Annotated in this window: 11 protein-coding genes; 8 read left to right on the forward strand and 3 right to left on the reverse strand. The window is 74.6% G+C overall.

The features are described from left to right. The first annotated feature begins 251 nt into the window (after nt 1-251). From GTY84_RS24860 to GTY84_RS24870, 3 genes are all read left to right on the forward strand, one after another. Nucleotides 252-2,561 (forward strand): IucA/IucC family protein, encoded by a 2,310-nt coding sequence (locus GTY84_RS24860; RefSeq protein ID WP_161228621.1) that lies wholly within the window; start codon nt 252-254, stop codon nt 2,559-2,561. A gap of 29 nt (nt 2,562-2,590) precedes the next feature. Further along, entirely contained in the window at nt 2,591-3,349 is a 759-nt protein-coding gene (locus GTY84_RS24865; protein WP_161228622.1) for a GNAT family N-acetyltransferase, read from the forward strand. A 414-nt stretch (nt 3,350-3,763) separates the two neighbouring features. Beyond that, nucleotides 3,764-5,740 carry an ATP-dependent DNA helicase gene (locus GTY84_RS24870; RefSeq protein WP_161228623.1) on the forward strand — a complete coding sequence of 659 codons (1,977 nt, stop codon included), beginning with the start codon at nt 3,764-3,766 and terminating at the stop codon, nt 5,738-5,740. Nucleotides 5,741-6,044: 304 nt separating this feature from the next. Here the strand turns inward: GTY84_RS24870 and lexA are convergent, their stop codons facing one another. Beyond that, entirely contained in the window at nt 6,045-6,824 is a 780-nt protein-coding gene (lexA, locus tag GTY84_RS24875; protein WP_161228624.1) for a transcriptional repressor LexA, read from the reverse strand. A 730-nt stretch (nt 6,825-7,554) separates the two neighbouring features. On the opposite strand from lexA, the gene nrdR reads away from it, so the two are divergent. Together nrdR and GTY84_RS24885 are read left to right on the forward strand one after the other, a co-directional pair. Then, nucleotides 7,555-8,106, forward strand: coding sequence for a transcriptional regulator NrdR (nrdR, locus tag GTY84_RS24880; RefSeq protein ID WP_161228625.1), 552 nt, complete (start codon nt 7,555-7,557; stop codon nt 8,104-8,106). 166 nt (nt 8,107-8,272) lie between these two features. After that, the gene (locus tag GTY84_RS24885; protein ID WP_161228626.1) at nt 8,273-11,173 is read left to right on the forward strand and encodes a vitamin B12-dependent ribonucleotide reductase; all 2,901 of its coding nucleotides are present in this window, start codon (nt 8,273-8,275) and stop codon (nt 11,171-11,173) included. A gap of 155 nt (nt 11,174-11,328) precedes the next feature. Here GTY84_RS24885 and GTY84_RS24890 read toward each other — a convergent pair whose 3' ends face one another. Continuing rightward, on the reverse strand, nt 11,329-12,339 hold the full coding sequence (locus tag GTY84_RS24890; RefSeq protein ID WP_161228627.1) for a questin oxidase family protein: 1,011 nt from the start codon (nt 12,337-12,339) through the stop codon (nt 11,329-11,331). Between the two features lie 210 nt (nt 12,340-12,549). Beyond that, nucleotides 12,550-13,083 carry a TerD family protein gene (locus tag GTY84_RS24895; protein ID WP_161228628.1) on the reverse strand — a complete coding sequence of 178 codons (534 nt, stop codon included), beginning with the start codon at nt 13,081-13,083 and terminating at the stop codon, nt 12,550-12,552. A 155-nt stretch (nt 13,084-13,238) separates the two neighbouring features. Between GTY84_RS24895 and GTY84_RS24900 the strand changes: the two genes are divergently transcribed. The 3 genes from GTY84_RS24900 to GTY84_RS24910 all read left to right on the forward strand — a co-directional run bounded on the left by GTY84_RS24900 (nt 13,239) and on the right by GTY84_RS24910 (nt 15,559). Next, nucleotides 13,239-13,844 carry a YdbC family protein gene (locus tag GTY84_RS24900; protein ID WP_161228629.1) on the forward strand — a complete coding sequence of 202 codons (606 nt, stop codon included), beginning with the start codon at nt 13,239-13,241 and terminating at the stop codon, nt 13,842-13,844. 118 nt (nt 13,845-13,962) lie between these two features. After that, on the forward strand, nt 13,963-14,622 hold the full coding sequence (locus GTY84_RS24905) for a histidine phosphatase family protein (protein WP_161228630.1): 660 nt from the start codon (nt 13,963-13,965) through the stop codon (nt 14,620-14,622). Between the two features lie 10 nt (nt 14,623-14,632). Further along, nucleotides 14,633-15,559, forward strand: a complete 927-nt coding sequence (locus GTY84_RS24910) for an ADP-ribosylglycohydrolase family protein (protein WP_161228631.1) — start codon at nt 14,633-14,635, stop codon at nt 15,557-15,559. The last annotated feature ends 216 nt before the right edge of the window (nt 15,560-15,775 follow it).

Below are 15,775 nucleotides of genomic sequence, written 5' to 3' on the forward strand. Positions count from 1 at the left end.
CGAGGACCACCGTGAACACCCCCACCCCGGACCACTCCCCGGAGCCCGCCCCGTCCCCGGCCCCCGCCGGCACCGCCGTGAACGGCAACGACCGCGTACCCGCCCAGAGCCGCCCCGCCGCGCCCGGCCGGCCCCCCGCCGCCGGCGTCCCGGCGTCCGGCACCGTGCCCGGCCCGGTACCCGTGGCCGGGGGTGGTGCCGCTGCCGGTCACGGACCCGTACCCGAGGGCCGCGCTCCCGGGGGAGCCCCGATGTCGGGCCCCTCCGCCCCGGAGCACGTCCCGGCCCCGGTGTCCGCCCCGGCGTCCCCCGGGCCCGCCGTCAACGGCACCGACCGCGCCTCCGCCGTGAGCCGTCGCGCCGCGCCCGGCCGGGTCCCCGCGGCCGACGGCCCGGTGCACGGCGCCGCGCCCGGCCGGGGCTCCGCCGTGAACGTCACCGCGCCCGGCCCGGTGTCCGGAACGGCCCTCGGACCGGCACCCCTGGCCGGGGGCGGTGCCGCCCCCGGCCACGGCCCCGTCCCCGAGGGCCGCGCTCCCGAGGGCCGCGCCCCCGGGCGGACTTCTCCGGCCGGAGCCCCGCCCCGGAGCACCCCCGCCCAGGGCACCGCGGCCCAGGGCATCCCCGCCCCCGGCACCGTCTCCCGCTCCGAGGGCATCCCCCAGCATGCGCGCCCCACCGGCACCGGGCGGTTGGCCGCCCCCGGAATCCGGCGCGCGGGCACCCCCCGCACCTCCGGTGCCCCGGGTGCCGGACGCGCCGCCGCTCCCGCCGCCGACGCCCTCGCCGCCCCCGAGCCGTCCGCCGTCGCCCAGGCCGTCGGAGTCGGCAACCTGCTGCGCTGCTGGGTGCGCGAGGCCGGGCTCGCGGTGCCCGACGGAGGGATGCTGCGCGTACCGCTGCCCGCCAGCGGCACGGCCCTGGTGGTGCCCGTCCGCTACCGGTCGCCGACCGGCCGGCACCGCTTCGGCCCGGCCCGGCCGGAAGGCGCTCCCGAGTCGGCGCCGCCCGTGGACCCGGTCACCCTCGCCGCCCTGCTGGCCAGGGAGACGGGGGGCGGCGGCGACCTCGTCACCCGCGTCGCGGACTCCGTCCGCCGCACCGCCGCCTTCGTCCGCGACCGCCGGGCCGACCCCGCCGACCACCCCGACCTCTTCCTCGCCGCCGAACAGGCCCTCGTCCTCGGCCACCCGCTGCACCCGACCCCCAAGAGCCGCGAGGGGCTCACCGACGCCGAGGCCCGCGCCTACTCGCCCGAACTGCGCGGTTCCTTCGCGCTGCGCTGGATCGCGGTCGCCCCCTCTCTGCTCGCCGCCGACTCGGCCTGGACCGAGCGCGGACGCACCGTGACCGCCGACCGGCTGACCGCCCGCCTCATGGGCCCCGGCGCCCCGCTGCCCGAGGGACACGCGGCCCTCCCACTGCACCCCTGGCAGTTCCGCGAGATCCGGCGGCGCCCGGAGACCGCGGCCCTGCTGGACGCCGGGCTGCTGCGCGACCTCGGGGTCCGCGGCGACCCCTGGCATCCCACCTCCTCCCTGCGCACCGTGCACCGCACCGGCGCCCCCGCCATGCTCAAGCTGTCGCTGGCCCTCCAGATCACCAACTCCCGGCGGGAGAACCTCCGCAAGGAGCTCCACCGGGGCGTGGAGGTGCACCGCCTGCTCCGCACCGGCCTGTCCCGGCGCTGGCAGGCCGCCCACCCCGGCTTCGACATCGTCCGCGACCCCGCCTGGCTGGCGGTGGACGGCCCGGACGGCGGCCCCGTGCGCGGCCTCGACGTGGTCGTCCGGCACAACCCCTTCGGCCCCTGGGACGACGTCGCCTGCGTCGCCGGACTGGTGGCCCCGCGCGTCCCCCCGCCCACCGGCGGCCCCGGCGGCCCGGCCACCCCGTCCGACGACCTGCCCGCCGACGGTGCCCCCGCCGGGTCCCGGCCGTCCTCCCGGCTGGCCGAGATCGTCGCCTGCCTCGCCCTGCGCACCCGCCGCCCGCGCGGGGCGGTCGCCGCCGAGTGGTTCCTGCGCTACCTCGAACACGTCGTCCGGCCGGTGCTCTGGCTCGACGCGGAGGCCGGGGTCGCCCTGGAGGCGCACCAGCAGAACACGCTCGTCGTGCTCGGCGCCGAGGGCTGGCCGACCGGCGGGCGCTACCGGGACAACCAGGGTTACTACTTCCGCGCCTCCCGGCACGCGGAACTCGACGCCCGTCTGCCCGGGATCGGCGAGCGCAGCGACACCTTCGTCTCCGACGAGGTCGCCGACGAACGGTTCGCCTACTACCTGGCCATCAACAACGTCTTCGGGCTGATCGGCGCCTTCGGTTCGCAGGGGCTCGCGGACGAGCGGCTCCTCCTCGCCGCCTTCCGCCGCTTCCTCGGCACGCTCGCCACCGGCCCGGCCCGGCTGCGCACCTCGCTGCCCGCCCGCCTCCTCGACTCCTCCCGGCTGCGCTGCAAGGCCAACCTGATGACCCGGCTGCACGGGCTCGACGAACTCGTCGGCCCCGTCGACACCCAGTCCGTCTACGTCACCATCGCCAACCCGCTGCACGTCGGCTGACCGGCGCCCGCGCCGAGAGGAACGGCCCCATGCCCCCCGAGACGGGCGACACGCCGACCGGCCGACCCGCCGCCCCGGCCCGGCCCACCACGCTCACCGGGGTCACTGGGGTAACCGGGGTGACCGGCGTCACGGCCCGGGGCGCCGGGGCCACACGGGACCCCGGCCGCGCCGGGGCCGGCGGACGGGCCCGGGACACCGGCACCGCCCCGGGGCGCGCCGTCGCCCCGGTCCCCGGGATCGCCCGCTGGGGCCCCGTCCCCACTCCCGCGGGCGTCCTCCGGCTGGAGCCCGTGCGGACCGGGCGGGACCTGCCCCTGCTCGCCCGGTGGATGAACGACCCCGCCGTCGCCGCGTTCTGGGAGCTGGCCGGAGCGCCGGAGGTGACCGGGGCGCATCTGCGGGACCAACTCGACGGGGACGGGCGCAGCGTCCCGTGCCTCGGCGTGCTGGACGGCGCGCCGATGAGCTACTGGGAGGTCTACCGTGCCGATCTCGATCCGCTGGCCCGGTACTGTCCCGTCCGCCCGTACGACATCGGCCTCCACCTCCTCATCGGCGCCGCCGCCGACCGGGGCCGGGGCCTCGGCACCGCCCTGATCGCCGCCGTCACCGCGCTCGTCCTCGACCGGCTCCCCGACTGCACGCGCGTCCTGGCCGAACCCGACCTCCGCAACGCGGCGTCCGTCGCCGCCTTCCGGGCCGCCGGATTCCGGGCCGACACCGAGGTCGACCTGCCGGGCAAGCGGGCCGCCCTCATGGTCCGCGACCGCGTCCGGCGGCTCTGAGAGGTCCGGGGAACGGCCCGGCGGCCCTGGCGGTCTCCGGCGGCCCGGCGGTCCGGGGCGCGGTCTCCGCAGGGGTGCGAGCGGGGCCGCGCAGGGCGGCACTGGGGGCGGGGGCGCGGTGTACCCGGCCTCCCGGCCGCGCCGACGCCGTACTGTCACCACGCCCCGCCCACGCCCCGCCCCGCCACCGCACATGCCCCGCCCCGCCACCGCCCACGCCGTACTCCACGTGCCGGAGCGTCCACCCCGCGCCCCCGTACGCCGTCCCCGCGACGGCCGGGCTCCGGGCGCCCCCGCGCGCCCTCCCGCGATGGGCGCTAGCCGCGCGCCCTCCGCACGCCCCCCTCACCCCACCGGGTCGATCTCCGCCGTGGGCGTCCGCTTGTCGGTGCCGGGCCGTAGGGTGGTCGGGCTATGACGAAGCCCTCACTCCCCGAACTCCTGCACGCCGCCGTCGCCTCCGTCGGCGGTACGGAGCGTCCCGGCCAGGTGGCCATGGCCGAAGCCGTCGCCGAGGCGATCGACGACGGCACCCATCTGCTGGTCCAGGCCGGCACCGGCACCGGAAAGTCCCTGGGCTACCTGGTGCCCGCGCTGGCCCACGGGGAGCGGGTCGTCGTGGCCACCGCGACCCTCGCCCTCCAGCGCCAGCTCGTCGAGCGGGACCTGCCGCGCACGGTCGACGCCCTGCATCCGCAACTGCGCCGCCGCCCCGAGTTCGCGACGCTCAAGGGCCGGTCGAACTACCTGTGCCTGCACCGCCTCCACGAGGGCATGCCGCAGGACGAGGAGGAGGGCCTCTTCGACCAGTTCGAGGCGGCGGCCCCCACCAGCAGGCTGGGCCAGGACCTGCTGCGCATGCGCGACTGGGCCGACGAGACCGAGAACGGCGACCGCGACGACCTCACCCCCGGCGTCTCCGACCGGGCCTGGGCGCAGGTGTCGGTCTCCTCCCGGGAGTGCCTGGGCGCCTCCAAGTGCGCCTACGGAGCCGAGTGCTTCGCCGAGAACGCCCGGGAGCGGGCCAAGCTCTCCGAGGTCGTCGTCACCAACCACGCGCTGCTCGCCATCGACGCCATCGAGGGCGCCCCGGTGCTGCCGCAGCACGAGGTGCTGATCGTCGACGAGGCCCATGAACTCGTCTCCCGGGTCACCGGGGTGGCCACCGGCGAGCTGACCCCCGGCCAGGTCAACCGGGCGGTGCGCCGGGCCGCCAAGCTGGTCAACGAGAAGGCCGCCGACCAGCTCCAGACGGCGGCCGAGGGCTTCGAGCGGCTGATGGAGCTGGCCCTGCCCGGGCGCCTGGAGGAGATCCCGGAGGACCTGGGCTACGCCCTGATGGCGCTGCGCGACGCCTGCCGCACGGTCGTCTCCGCCATCGGCGCCACCCGCGACAAGTCCGTGCAGGACGAGGACGCGGTCCGCAAGCAGGCCCTCGCCTCCGTCGAGTCCGTCCACGAGGTGGCGGAGCGGATCACCAACGGCTCCGAGTGGGACGTCGTCTGGTACGAGCGGCACGACCGGTTCGGCGCCTCGCTGCGGGTGGCGCCGATGTCCGTCGCGGGCCTGCTGCGGGAGAAGCTGTTCGCCGACCGCTCGGTCGTCCTCACCTCCGCGACGCTGAAGCTGGGCGGGGACTTCAACGGGGTGGGCGCCTCCCTGGGCCTCGCCCCCGAGGGCACCGGGGGCGAGGACGTCCCGCAGTGGAAGGGCGTCGACGTGGGCTCCCCCTTCGACTACCCCAGGCAGGGCATCCTCTACGTGGCCCGGCACCTGGCGCGCCCCGCGCGGGACGGCGACCGGACCGACATGCTCGACGAGCTGACGGAGCTGATCCAGGCGGCGGGCGGGCGGACCCTGGGGCTGTTCTCCTCGATGCGGGCGGCCCAGTCGGCCGCCGAGGAGCTGCGCTCGCGGATCCCCGACTTCCCGATCCTGCTCCAGGGCGAGGAGACCCTGGGCGAGCTGATCAAGAACTTCGCGGCCGACCCCCGGACCTGCCTCTTCGGGACGCTGTCGCTGTGGCAGGGCGTCGATGTGCCCGGCCCGAGCTGCCAGCTCGTCGTCATGGACAAGATCCCGTTCCCGCGCCCCGACGACCCGGTGATGAGCGCCCGCCAGAAGGCCGTCGAGGAGGCCGGGGGCAACGGGTTCATGGCGGTCGCCGCCACCCACGCCGCCCTGCTGATGGCGCAGGGCGCCGGCCGCCTGGTGCGCGCCACGGGCGACCGGGGCGTCGTCGCCGTGCTCGACCAGAGGCTCGCCACGGCCCGGTACGGGAGCTTCCTGAAGGCGTCGCTGCCGGACTTCTGGTACACCACGGACGGCCAGCAGGTCCGCAGGTCGCTGACCGCGATCGACGCCGTGGCCCGCCGGGCGGAGGGCGACTGAGCACACGCGGGAGCGGCCGGGCCCGGTGCGGAGCCGCCGTGCCCGCCCGAGCGCCGTCGGATGGCGGCGGGTGGGGCGCGGGGCCACAGGGCGCCGCGAGGCCGCCCGGCGCGGCACCCTGACATGCCTGGGCGCCCGCGGGGCCATCCGCGTGCCCGCGGCAGCGGCCGTCCCACGGGCGCCCATCGGGTCCCGGACGCGCCCCGGCCCTTCCCGGACAGCACGGGACCCCGGAACCGGCGCAGAGGTTCCGGGGCCCGGTCGGGAGGCGGGCCGTGGCGTACGGACCCGCCCGCTGGGGTGGTCAGACGCGGCGCAGTACGGCCACCACCTTGCCGAGGATGGTCGCGTCGTCACCGGGGATGGGCTCGTAGGCCGCGTTGTGCGGGAGGAGCCAGACATGGCCGTCCTCGCGCTTGAAGCGCTTGACCGTGGCCTCGCCGTCGAGCATGGCGGCGACGATGTCGCCGTTCTCCGCGACGGGCTGGCGGCGGACCGTGACCCAGTCGCCGTCGCAGATGGCGGCCTCGATCATCGAGTCGCCGACGACCTTGAGCACGAACAGCTCGCCGTCACCGACGAGCTGCCGGGGGAGGGGGAAGACGTCCTCGACCGACTCCTCGGCGAGGATGGGGCCACCGGCGGCGATGCGCCCGACCAGGGGGACGTAGGAGGCGGCGGGCTTGCCGGCGGTGTCGGTGGGCTGCACGGACGCGGCCTGGTCGGAGCCCCGGACCTCGTAGGCGCGCGGCCGGTGCGGGTCGCGGCGCAGGAAACCCTTGCGCTCCAGGGCCATGAGCTGGTGGGCGACGGACGAGGTGCTCGACAGGCCGACGGCCTGGCCGATCTCCCGCATCGACGGCGGGTAGCCGCGCCGCTGCACGGAGTCCCGGATGACCTCGATCACCCGGCGCTGGCGGTCGGTGAGACCGGTGCTGTCCGCCCGGATGCCGGGAGGTCGCCCGGGCAGGGAGCGCTTGTGCCCGTCCGGATGCGCGCTCTCGTTCCTCGCGTGCACCGGCTCAGGTCGGCCCTGGGGGCGGTCCTGGGCAGTGATGGTGGCACTGTCGGCGGTGGTGGTCACGTCGGCCCCTCTCGATGGTCTCCCTGCAGCACAACGGTAGTTGCTTTCGAAAGGTTGCGCCAAACACACGTTCGAGTGAAAATTCGCGGATCAGCCGTCCGAAGTGCACGTCCGGGTGTATGGCTCTTGCTTTGCCTGACGGGCAAAAGGCCCCATTGCGGTACTGTTCACCGCCGGGACGCGCCCATGCGGGCGGTCGCCCCAGTCTGCCATTCGCCCTCCCGTTCGACGGAGGGCGGGTGCCCTCCCGGGGGACCGGGCGGTGCCCGGGCGGGGCGCGGGCGGTCCGGAGGCGTCCGGCGCGCGGTGCCCGGGGGTTCCCCGCGGCCCCTCCCGCCCGCCCCCGCGCGCCGTCCCTCTGCCCCGTACCGGCCCGGCCGCGCGCGGCCCACGCTAGCTGCGGGCGGGCCTCCCGGCGGGGGCGGCGGGGTGCGCGCGGCGTGTCGTCCGCGGCCCTGTGCGACCCTGTGCGGGCCCGCCGCCACAGGGTGCGGAGGCGGTGCGCGGCATCCGCGCCGGGTCCGGCGGACACGCGCGGCGACGACACGCGTGCGGGGCGTGGGTGGGGAAGTCAATCCCCACATGTAGTGGTTGGATGGCACCAGCGGCCCATAGGTTGTGGTGGCCGCGGTCTCCGGCTCCGTTTCGATCGCCTATGCTGGGGGCTGCTTCGAGGGGCCGGAGGGTCCCGCGGGGCCGTTGAGTCTGCTGTGAGGAGGGTTGGGAATCCATGTACTGCCCCTTCTGCAGGCATCCCGACAGCCGCGTCGTCGACAGTCGTACGACCGACGACGGCATGTCGATCCGCAGGCGCCGCCAGTGCCCCGACTGCTCCCGCCGTTTCACGACCGTGGAGACGTGCTCGCTCATGGTGGTCAAGCGGTCCGGGGTCACCGAGCCGTTCAGCCGGACCAAGGTCATCAACGGCGTCCGCAAGGCGTGCCAGGGTCGGCCCGTCACCGAGGACGCGCTCGCGCAGCTCGGCCAGCGGGTCGAGGAGGCCGTGCGGGCCACCGGCAGCGCCGAGCTGACCACGCACGACGTGGGCCTGGCCATACTGGGCCCGCTCCAGGAGCTGGACCTCGTGGCCTATCTGCGCTTCGCCTCCGTCTACCGGGCCTTCGAGTCGCTGGACGACTTCGAGGCCGCGGTCACGGAGCTGCGGGAGGCGACGGGACACCCCGGCGGGGCCGGCGGCGGAGCCGCGGCGGAGGACCGGGACGACGACCGCGGGGGGACGGGGACGGCAGCGGTCCCCGGGCCCGCGGGCGCCGCGTACTGACCGCCGGACCGGACCGGGGCGAGTGTCCCGGGGGCCGGACGGACGGCGGCGGCGAGCAGGACCTGTCGCGGGCGGAGGCAGAGACGCCCGCGGCACGAGACAGAAACACCGTGCCACGGAACAATCGCGGCACTTCAGGGCGTTTTCGCCCGTACAGGGAGGCGGCATGACAGAGACGGCGAGCGGTCCGGCACGGAGTTCCCGCGCCAAGGGCACCAAGGCGGGCAAGGGGCTCCGCGTCGAGCGCGTCCACACCACTCCCGGTGTCCACCCCTACGACGAGGTGGCCTGGGAGCGTCGTGACGTCGTCATGACCAACTGGCGCGACGGTTCGGTCAACTTCGAGCAGCGCGGCGTCGAGTTCCCCGACTTCTGGTCGGTGAACGCGGTCAACATCGTCACCAGCAAGTACTTCCGGGGTGCCGTCGGTACCCCGCAGCGCGAGGTGAGCCTGCGGCAGCTCATCGACCGCATCGTGAAGACGTACCGGAGGGCGGGCGAGGAGCACCGCTACTTCGCCTCCCCGGCCGACGCCGAGATCTTCGAGCACGAGCTGGCCTACGCCCTCCTGCACCAGATCTTCAGCTTCAACAGCCCGGTCTGGTTCAACGTCGGCACGCCCCAGCCGCAGCAGGTCTCCGCCTGCTTCATCCTCTCCGTGGACGACTCCATGGAGTCGATCCTGGAGTGGTACAAGGAAGAGGGGATGATCTTCAAGGGCGGCTCCGGCGCCGGCCTGAACCTCTCCCGCATCCGCTCCTCCAAGGAACTGCTCTCCTCCGGCGGCAACGCCTCCGGACCGGTCTCCTTCATGCGCGGCGCCGACGCCTCGGCCGGCACCATCAAGTCCGGCGGAGCGACCCGCCGCGCCGCCAAGATGGTCATCCTCGACGTCGACCACCCCGACGTGGAGGGCTTCATCGAGACCAAGGTCAAGGAGGAGGAGAAGATCCGCGCCCTGCGCGACGCGGGCTTCGACATGGACCTGGGCGGCGACGACATCACGTCCGTCCAGTACCAGAACGCCAACAACTCGGTCCGGGTGAACGGCGAGTTCATGAAGGCCGTCGAGCAGGACGGCGAGTTCGGCCTGCGCGCGCGGATGACCGGCGAGGTCATCGAGAAGATCCGGGCCAAGTCCCTCTTCCGCAAGATGGCCGAGGCCGCCTGGGCCTGTGCCGATCCGGGCATCCAGTACGACGACACGATCAACCACTGGCACACCTGCCCGGAGTCCGGCCGGATCAACGGCTCCAACCCGTGCAGCGAGTACATGCACCTGGACAACACGTCCTGCAACCTGGCCTCGCTGAACCTGATGAAGTTCCTCAAGGACGACGGCCAGGGCAAGCAGTCCTTCGAGACCGAGCGCTTCCAGAAGGTCGTCGAGCTGGTCATCACCGCGATGGACATCTCGATCTGCTTCGCCGACTTCCCCACCGAGAAGATCGGCGAGAACACCCGCGCCTTCCGCCAGCTCGGCATCGGCTACGCCAACCTGGGCGCCCTGCTGATGGCCACCGGCCACGCCTACGACTCCGACGGCGGCCGCTCCCTCGCCGGTGCGATCACCTCCCTGATGACCGGCACCGCCTACCGCCGCTCCGCCGAACTGGCCGCCGTCGTCGGCCCGTACGACGGCTACGCCCGCAACGCCGACGCCCACAAGCGCGTCATGAAGCAGCACGCCGACGCCAACGGCGCCGCCGTGCGCATGGACGACCTGGACACCCCGGTGTGGGCCGCCGCCACCGAGGCGTGGCAGGACGTGCAGCGCGTCGGCGAGAAGAACGGCTTCCGCAACTCCCAGGCGTCCGTGCTCGCCCCGACCGGCACCATCGGCCTGGCGATGTCCTGCGACACCACCGGTGTCGAGCCCGACCTCGCCCTGGTCAAGTTCAAGAAGCTGGTCGGCGGCGGTTCGATGCAGATCGTCAACGGCACCGTTCCGCAGGCCCTGCGCCGCCTGGGCTACCAGGAGGAGCAGATCGAGGCGATCGTCGCCCACATCGCCGAGAACGGCAATGTGATCGACGCCCCCGGCCTCAAGCAGGAGCACTACGAGGTCTTCGACTGCGCCATGGGCGAGCGGGCCATCTCCCCGATGGGCCACGTCCGTATGATGGCCGCGATCCAGCCGTGGATCTCCGGCGCCATCTCCAAGACGGTCAACATGCCGGAGTCGGCGACCGTCGAGGAGGTCGAGGAGATCTACTACGAGGCCTGGAAGCTCGGCGTCAAGGCCCTCGCGATCTACCGCGACAACTGCAAGGTCGGCCAGCCCCTCTCCGCGAAGACCAAGGAGAAGGAGAAGGCGGAGATCACCGAGAAGGCCGAGGGCACGATCCGGTCCGCGGTCGAGAAGGTCGTCGAGTACCGCCCCGTCCGCAAGCGCCTGCCCAAGGGCCGCCCCGGGATCACCACCTCCTTCACCGTCGGTGGCGCCGAGGGCTACATGACCGCCAACACCTATCCGGACGACGGTCTCGGCGAGGTCTTCCTGAAGATGTCCAAGCAGGGCTCCACCCTCGCGGGCATGATGGACGCCTTCTCCATCGCCGTCTCCGTGGGCCTCCAGTACGGGGTGCCGCTGGAGACGTACGTCTCCAAGTTCACCAACATGCGCTTCGAGCCGGCCGGCATGACGGACGACCCGGACGTGCGGATGGCGCAGTCGATCGTCGACTACATCTTCCGTCGCCTGGCGCTGGACTTCCTGCCCTTCGAGACCCGCTCCGCCCTCGGCATCCACTCCGCCGAGGAGCGCCAGCGCCACCTGGAGACCGGCTCCTACGAGCAGTCCATGGAGGACGAGGACGTCGACGTGGAGGGCCTCGCCCAGTCCGCGCCGCGCACCCAGGAGCTGAAGGCCGTCGTGACGCCGAGGGCCGAGGCCGGGGCGGCGGTCCCCGTCCCCCAGCAGGCGCACACCAGCGCCGAACTGGTGGAGATGCAGCTCGGCATCCAGGCGGACGCCCCGCTCTGCTTCTCCTGCGGCACCAAGATGCAGCGAGCCGGTTCCTGCTACATCTGTGAGGGCTGCGGCTCGACCAGCGGCTGCAGCTGACGCCGGTCGGCCCCGCCCGCGCGACGCATGCCGTCGGGCGGGCGGGGCCGGGGGCGAGACGGAGAGAGGGAGGGGCGCCGGCCCACGGCCGGCGCCCCTCCCTCTCTCCGTGGCGGCCCGTGTGCCGCCATCGCGTCACGCGGTGCGGGCGGGGGTCACTCCAGGGGGACGCTCATCTCGATGGAGCGCAGGGCCGCCGCCAGGGCCGTCCCGTCGCCGACGTCGAGGGCGGTGTCCGTCAGCTTGATGACGTGCTCGTCGCCGTGGGCCAGCGCCAGGTCGACCACCTCGTCGGGGGTGAGGGTGCCCGGCGGGACGTACTCGGCCGGGGCGTCCGGCGCGTACATCGCGGTCACCGCGGCGGACGCCGTCCAGGCTGCCCGCAGGCTCGGTACCCACAGGGCGCGGGGGAGTGCGGGCAGGGTACGCAGGACGGCGTTGGGCGCGGTGGCGGCGTGGACCAGCATCGTCGCGTCGCCGTGGCCGTGGGTGGCGTAGCGGTGGGTGGCGGCCCGCACCAGTTCGGTGAGGCGGGCGTACGCGTCGTCCGGGTCCGTCACCGAGGCCGCCCACACCGGCAGGGCCGTGACGCGGTCGAGCCGGTCGGGGAAGCCGCCCTCCCGCAGGCCGATCGGCGGCACCGCGTCGAGGGCCCCGGCCGCGCCGTCGGCGCCGGGCAGCGGGGCGGGAGGGGCGACGGGCCGGTGGCGCGCGGCCCAGTAGCCGAGGCCGTGGGCGAGCTCCGTCAGGCGGGGCGCGGTCGTCCCGCCGGACCGCAGGGTGCGGACGGCGTGGCCCACCCGGATCACCGGATGCGCCGAGCCGCCGTGGATGCCGGGCAGCAGCCGGGGCCACCACTGGGTGAGGACGTCCTGCCAGGGACGCTCGGTGATCTCGCGCGTGAAGTGGTCGATCCAGTCGGCAGCGCGGCGCGGATCGCCGAGCGCGGACCGCCAGTCGTCCTCGGTGACCGGGGCGACGCGGGACGGGAAGTCCTCCAGCCGGTCCGCGTACAGGTCGAGCCAGCGGTGCACCGAGCGCGCCCGTCCGCGGGCGGCGAGGGCCTCGACGGCCATCGGCGCGTGGTTGGTGAGCCGCCCGAGCCGCTCGGGTCCGGAGGCGTGCAGTCGTTCGAGTGCCTCGTCCAGGGTCCCTGTCGTATCCATGGACGTGACAGTAGGCAGCACGACCGCTTGGGCGTAACGGGCTGCGGACGTAGGCGGGGCCTAGGTCTCCGGACCGGTGCGGGTGCGGGGCGGGTCCCCGGCCCGGGACCGGGCGCGCCCGGCCCGCCGCAGAGGTAAGGGGCGCCTTCCACAGAAAGCGCCCCTTACCTTCGTGGGGGCTCCGCCGCGTGCGCGGGGCCCCGCCTCGGGTCAGGGGCGGCCGAGGCCGCCCATGGCGCGGATGAAGCCGGACGGGTCGCCGGCAAAGCCGTGCACGCCCGCGCGGAACTGCCAGGCGCCCGCGCCGTCCCGGACGAACTCCCCGACCACCGCCGCCGTCGCCTCCGGCACCCCGGCGAAGTCCTCCGTGGCCAGGTCGGTGTACCGCTCGCGGATGCGCAGCCCGGGGCCGGAGACCCCGGAGAAGGTCCGCCGCCCCGCCGACTGCTGGATGACCACGCCGACCACCACGCGCGTGTACCGGGGGTCCAGGCGTTCCAGGTCCAGCGTCATCACCTCGTCGTAGCCGAAGCCCCGGCCGTCGGTGCTGTCGCGGTTGAGGAAGATCGTCCCGTCGGGGGAGCGGCTGTCGAAGTGCACCACGTAGGCCGCGTCGCCGTGGGGGGCGTCCGCCGTGTACGTCCCGGCGACCAGGTCCAGATCGGTCGGCGGCTCCCCCGCCGGACTCGGATTCCACCGCAGCGCGACCTCGATCGTGCCGTTCCCCTTGCTGAGGCCGTTCACAGGCTTCCCCTTCCCGGTTTCCCGTCCCGTCCGCGGCCCAACTGCCGGACGGCGACGGCAATTTGTCCATCCTGCCACGTGGGTGCGGGGGATCGGGGGAGAGCGGTCGCGCCGGAGGTGGCCGGTGTCGCGCCCCCTGGCCTTACCATGGCGCGGTGCTGGTCAAGTGGATGCGCTGCACCGTGGTGGACCGCCGCGGTTTCGAGCGCGGGCAGCGGAAGTGGGCGGGGCTTCCGGGGGAGCCGGGTTTCCGGGGGCAGGGCGGCGGCTGGAGCCGGCTGCGGCCGGACGTGGCGCACGTCTTCGCGTTCTGGGAGAGCCGCGCCTTCTACGACTCCTTCATGGCCCGCTCCCACGACCGGCTGGCCTCGGCCCAGTCGGGCACCTTCAAGGACGCCCAGGTCCGCCTCTTCGACCACCGCTTCGACGTGAAGACCGGGTTCGAGCCCCGGTTCACCGACGCCGACCTCGTCAGGGTGGCGCTCTGCCGGGTCCACGAGGACCGGGCCGAGCACTTCGCGCTGATGCAGGAGAAGGTCTGGAACCCGGCCATGGCCGGGTCGCCCGGCATGCTCCGGGGCATGTTCGGCGAGGCCTCCGGCAGCGAGTACCTGGTGCTGTCGATGTGGCGGTCGGCCGCCGAGCACGGGAAGTACCGCATCGAGCGGGTGGAGCGGCTGGCCCTGCGCGCCCAGACCCACTCCGACCTCGCCGCCCTGACCGGGGACGTCGTGGAACTCGAGCCCTCCTGGACGGTCTGACCGGAGCCGGAGCCGGAGCCGGAGCCGTGCCCGGCCGGGTCCGGTCCGGTGGTGTGACCTGTGCCGTAGGAGGCCCCGCGAACGCCCGGTTCCGCCGCGCACGATCTAGGGTTCTGGCATGGCACGACCACGACGCATCGTTCTTGTCCGGCACGGCGAGTCGACGGGCAATGTCGATGACAGCGTGTACGAGCGCGTTCCCGACCACGCGCTGGCCCTCACCGAGCAGGGCCGGGCCCAGGCGGAGGAGACGGGCGAGCGGCTCAGGGCGGTCTTCGACGGCGAGCGCGTCAGCGTCTACGTCTCCCCGTACCGCCGCACCCACCAGACGCTCCAGGCGTTCGGGCTCGACCCGGCGCTGATACGCGTCCGGGAGGAGCCCCGGCTGCGGGAGCAGGACTGGGGCAACTGGCAGGAGCGCGACGACGTGCGCAGCCAGAAGACCTTCCGCGACACCTACGGCCACTTCTACTACCGCTTCGCCCAGGGCGAGTCCGGCGCGGACGTCTACGACCGGGTCGGCAACTTCCTGGAGAGCCTCTTCCGCAGCTTCGAGGCGCCCGACCACCCGCCGAACGTGCTGCTCGTCACCCACGGCCTGGCCATGCGGCTGTTCTGCATGCGCTGGTTCCACTGGACGGTCGCCGAGTTCGAGTCGCTGGTCAACCCGGGGAACGGCGAGACGCGGATGCTCGTTCTGGGGGAGAACGGCAAGTACACGCTGGACCGGCCCTTCGAGCGCTGGCGGGAGCCGGAGCCGTACGGGATCACTGGATAGAGGCGGGGCGATGACATCCGACGCGGCTGATTCTTCTTCCGGCGGGCGCCTGGTCCGCGCCCTGGGCAGTCTGCGCGGGCTGTCGGTGGGCGACGCGCTGGGCGCGCGGTTCGCCCTGCCCGCGAACTACCCCCTGCTGGAGCGCCGTGAGCTGCCGCCCGGCCCCTGGAGGTGGACCGACGACACCGAGATGGCGTGCTCCGTGGTCGCCGTGCTGGCCGCCCACCACCGGGTCGACCAGGACGCGCTGGCCCGCTCCTTCGCCCGGCGTCACGACTCCGCGCGCGGCTACGGCCCCGCCGTGGACCGGCTGCTGGGCCGGGTCCGGGAGGGCGGTGACTGGAGCGCGCTGGCCGCCGGTCTCTTCAACGGGCAGGGCTCCTGGGGCAACGGCGCCGCGATGCGCATCGCGCCCCTGGGCGCCTGGTACGCGGACGATCCGGAGCAGGCGACCCACCAGGCCGAGATCTCGGCGTACCCCACGCACCAGCACCGGGAGGCGGTGGTCGGCGCCATGGCGGTGGCCGCCGCGGCCGCCCTGGCCGCGGACCCCGCGGGCCCGCCCGGGGCGCACGGCCTGCTGGACGGGGTGATCGCCCTGGTGCCCGGGCGCAGCGCGGTCGGGGCGGGGCTGCGGCGGGCCCGGGACATGCTCGACTACGGCGACGCGGTCACCGTCGCGGCCGTCCTGGGCTGCGGGCGGCGTACGACGGCGCACGACACGGTGCCGTTCGCCCTCTGGTCCGCGGCGCGCTCCCTCGGTGACTACGAGGAGGCGTTCTGGACCACCGCCGGTGTCGGCGGTGATGTGGACACGACCTGCGCCATCGTGGGCGGGGTCCTCGCGGCGGGCCGGGCGGGCGCGCCGCCGGACCTGTGGACGGAGCGGACGGAGGCGCTGCCGGACTGGCCGGCGGCATCGGCCCGGACGGACTGACCACCCGGGCCCGGCACGGAGGCCCGGTCCCCGGCGGGTACCCCGGGCCGCGTGCTCCGCGAACCGCGCCCCCGCACCGGCCCCCGTGGCCTGCACACCCGTGCCGCGCACCGCGCACCCGCGTCCCGGCGCACCCGTGCCCCGCACACCCGGGCCCGCGCCCCGCACACCCGGCCCCGTCGCACACCCGGCCCCGCGCCCCGTACACAGGGCCCC

Origin of the sequence: Streptomyces sp. SID8352, assembly GCF_009862265.1 — a bacterium.
Classification (GTDB): domain Bacteria; phylum Actinomycetota; class Actinomycetes; order Streptomycetales; family Streptomycetaceae; genus Streptomyces.

Excerpts from the sequence above, each read along its gene's own strand:
- GTY84_RS24870 (WP_161228623.1), top strand. The coding sequence starts at position 3,764 with ATGACGAAGCCCTCACTCCCCGAACTCCTGCACGCCGCCGTCGCCTCC.
- GTY84_RS24910 (WP_161228631.1), top strand. The coding sequence starts at position 14,633 with ATGACATCCGACGCGGCTGATTCTTCTTCCGGCGGGCGCCTGGTCCGC.
- nrdR (WP_161228625.1), top strand. The coding sequence starts at position 7,555 with ATGTACTGCCCCTTCTGCAGGCATCCCGACAGCCGCGTCGTCGACAGT.
- GTY84_RS24905 (WP_161228630.1), top strand. The coding sequence starts at position 13,963 with ATGGCACGACCACGACGCATCGTTCTTGTCCGGCACGGCGAGTCGACG.
- GTY84_RS24890 (WP_161228627.1), bottom strand. The coding sequence starts at position 12,339 with ATGGATACGACAGGGACCCTGGACGAGGCACTCGAACGACTGCACGCC.
- GTY84_RS24860 (WP_161228621.1), top strand. The coding sequence starts at position 252 with ATGTCGGGCCCCTCCGCCCCGGAGCACGTCCCGGCCCCGGTGTCCGCC.
- GTY84_RS24865 (WP_161228622.1), top strand. The coding sequence starts at position 2,591 with ATGCCCCCCGAGACGGGCGACACGCCGACCGGCCGACCCGCCGCCCCG.
- GTY84_RS24885 (WP_161228626.1), top strand. The coding sequence starts at position 8,273 with ATGACAGAGACGGCGAGCGGTCCGGCACGGAGTTCCCGCGCCAAGGGC.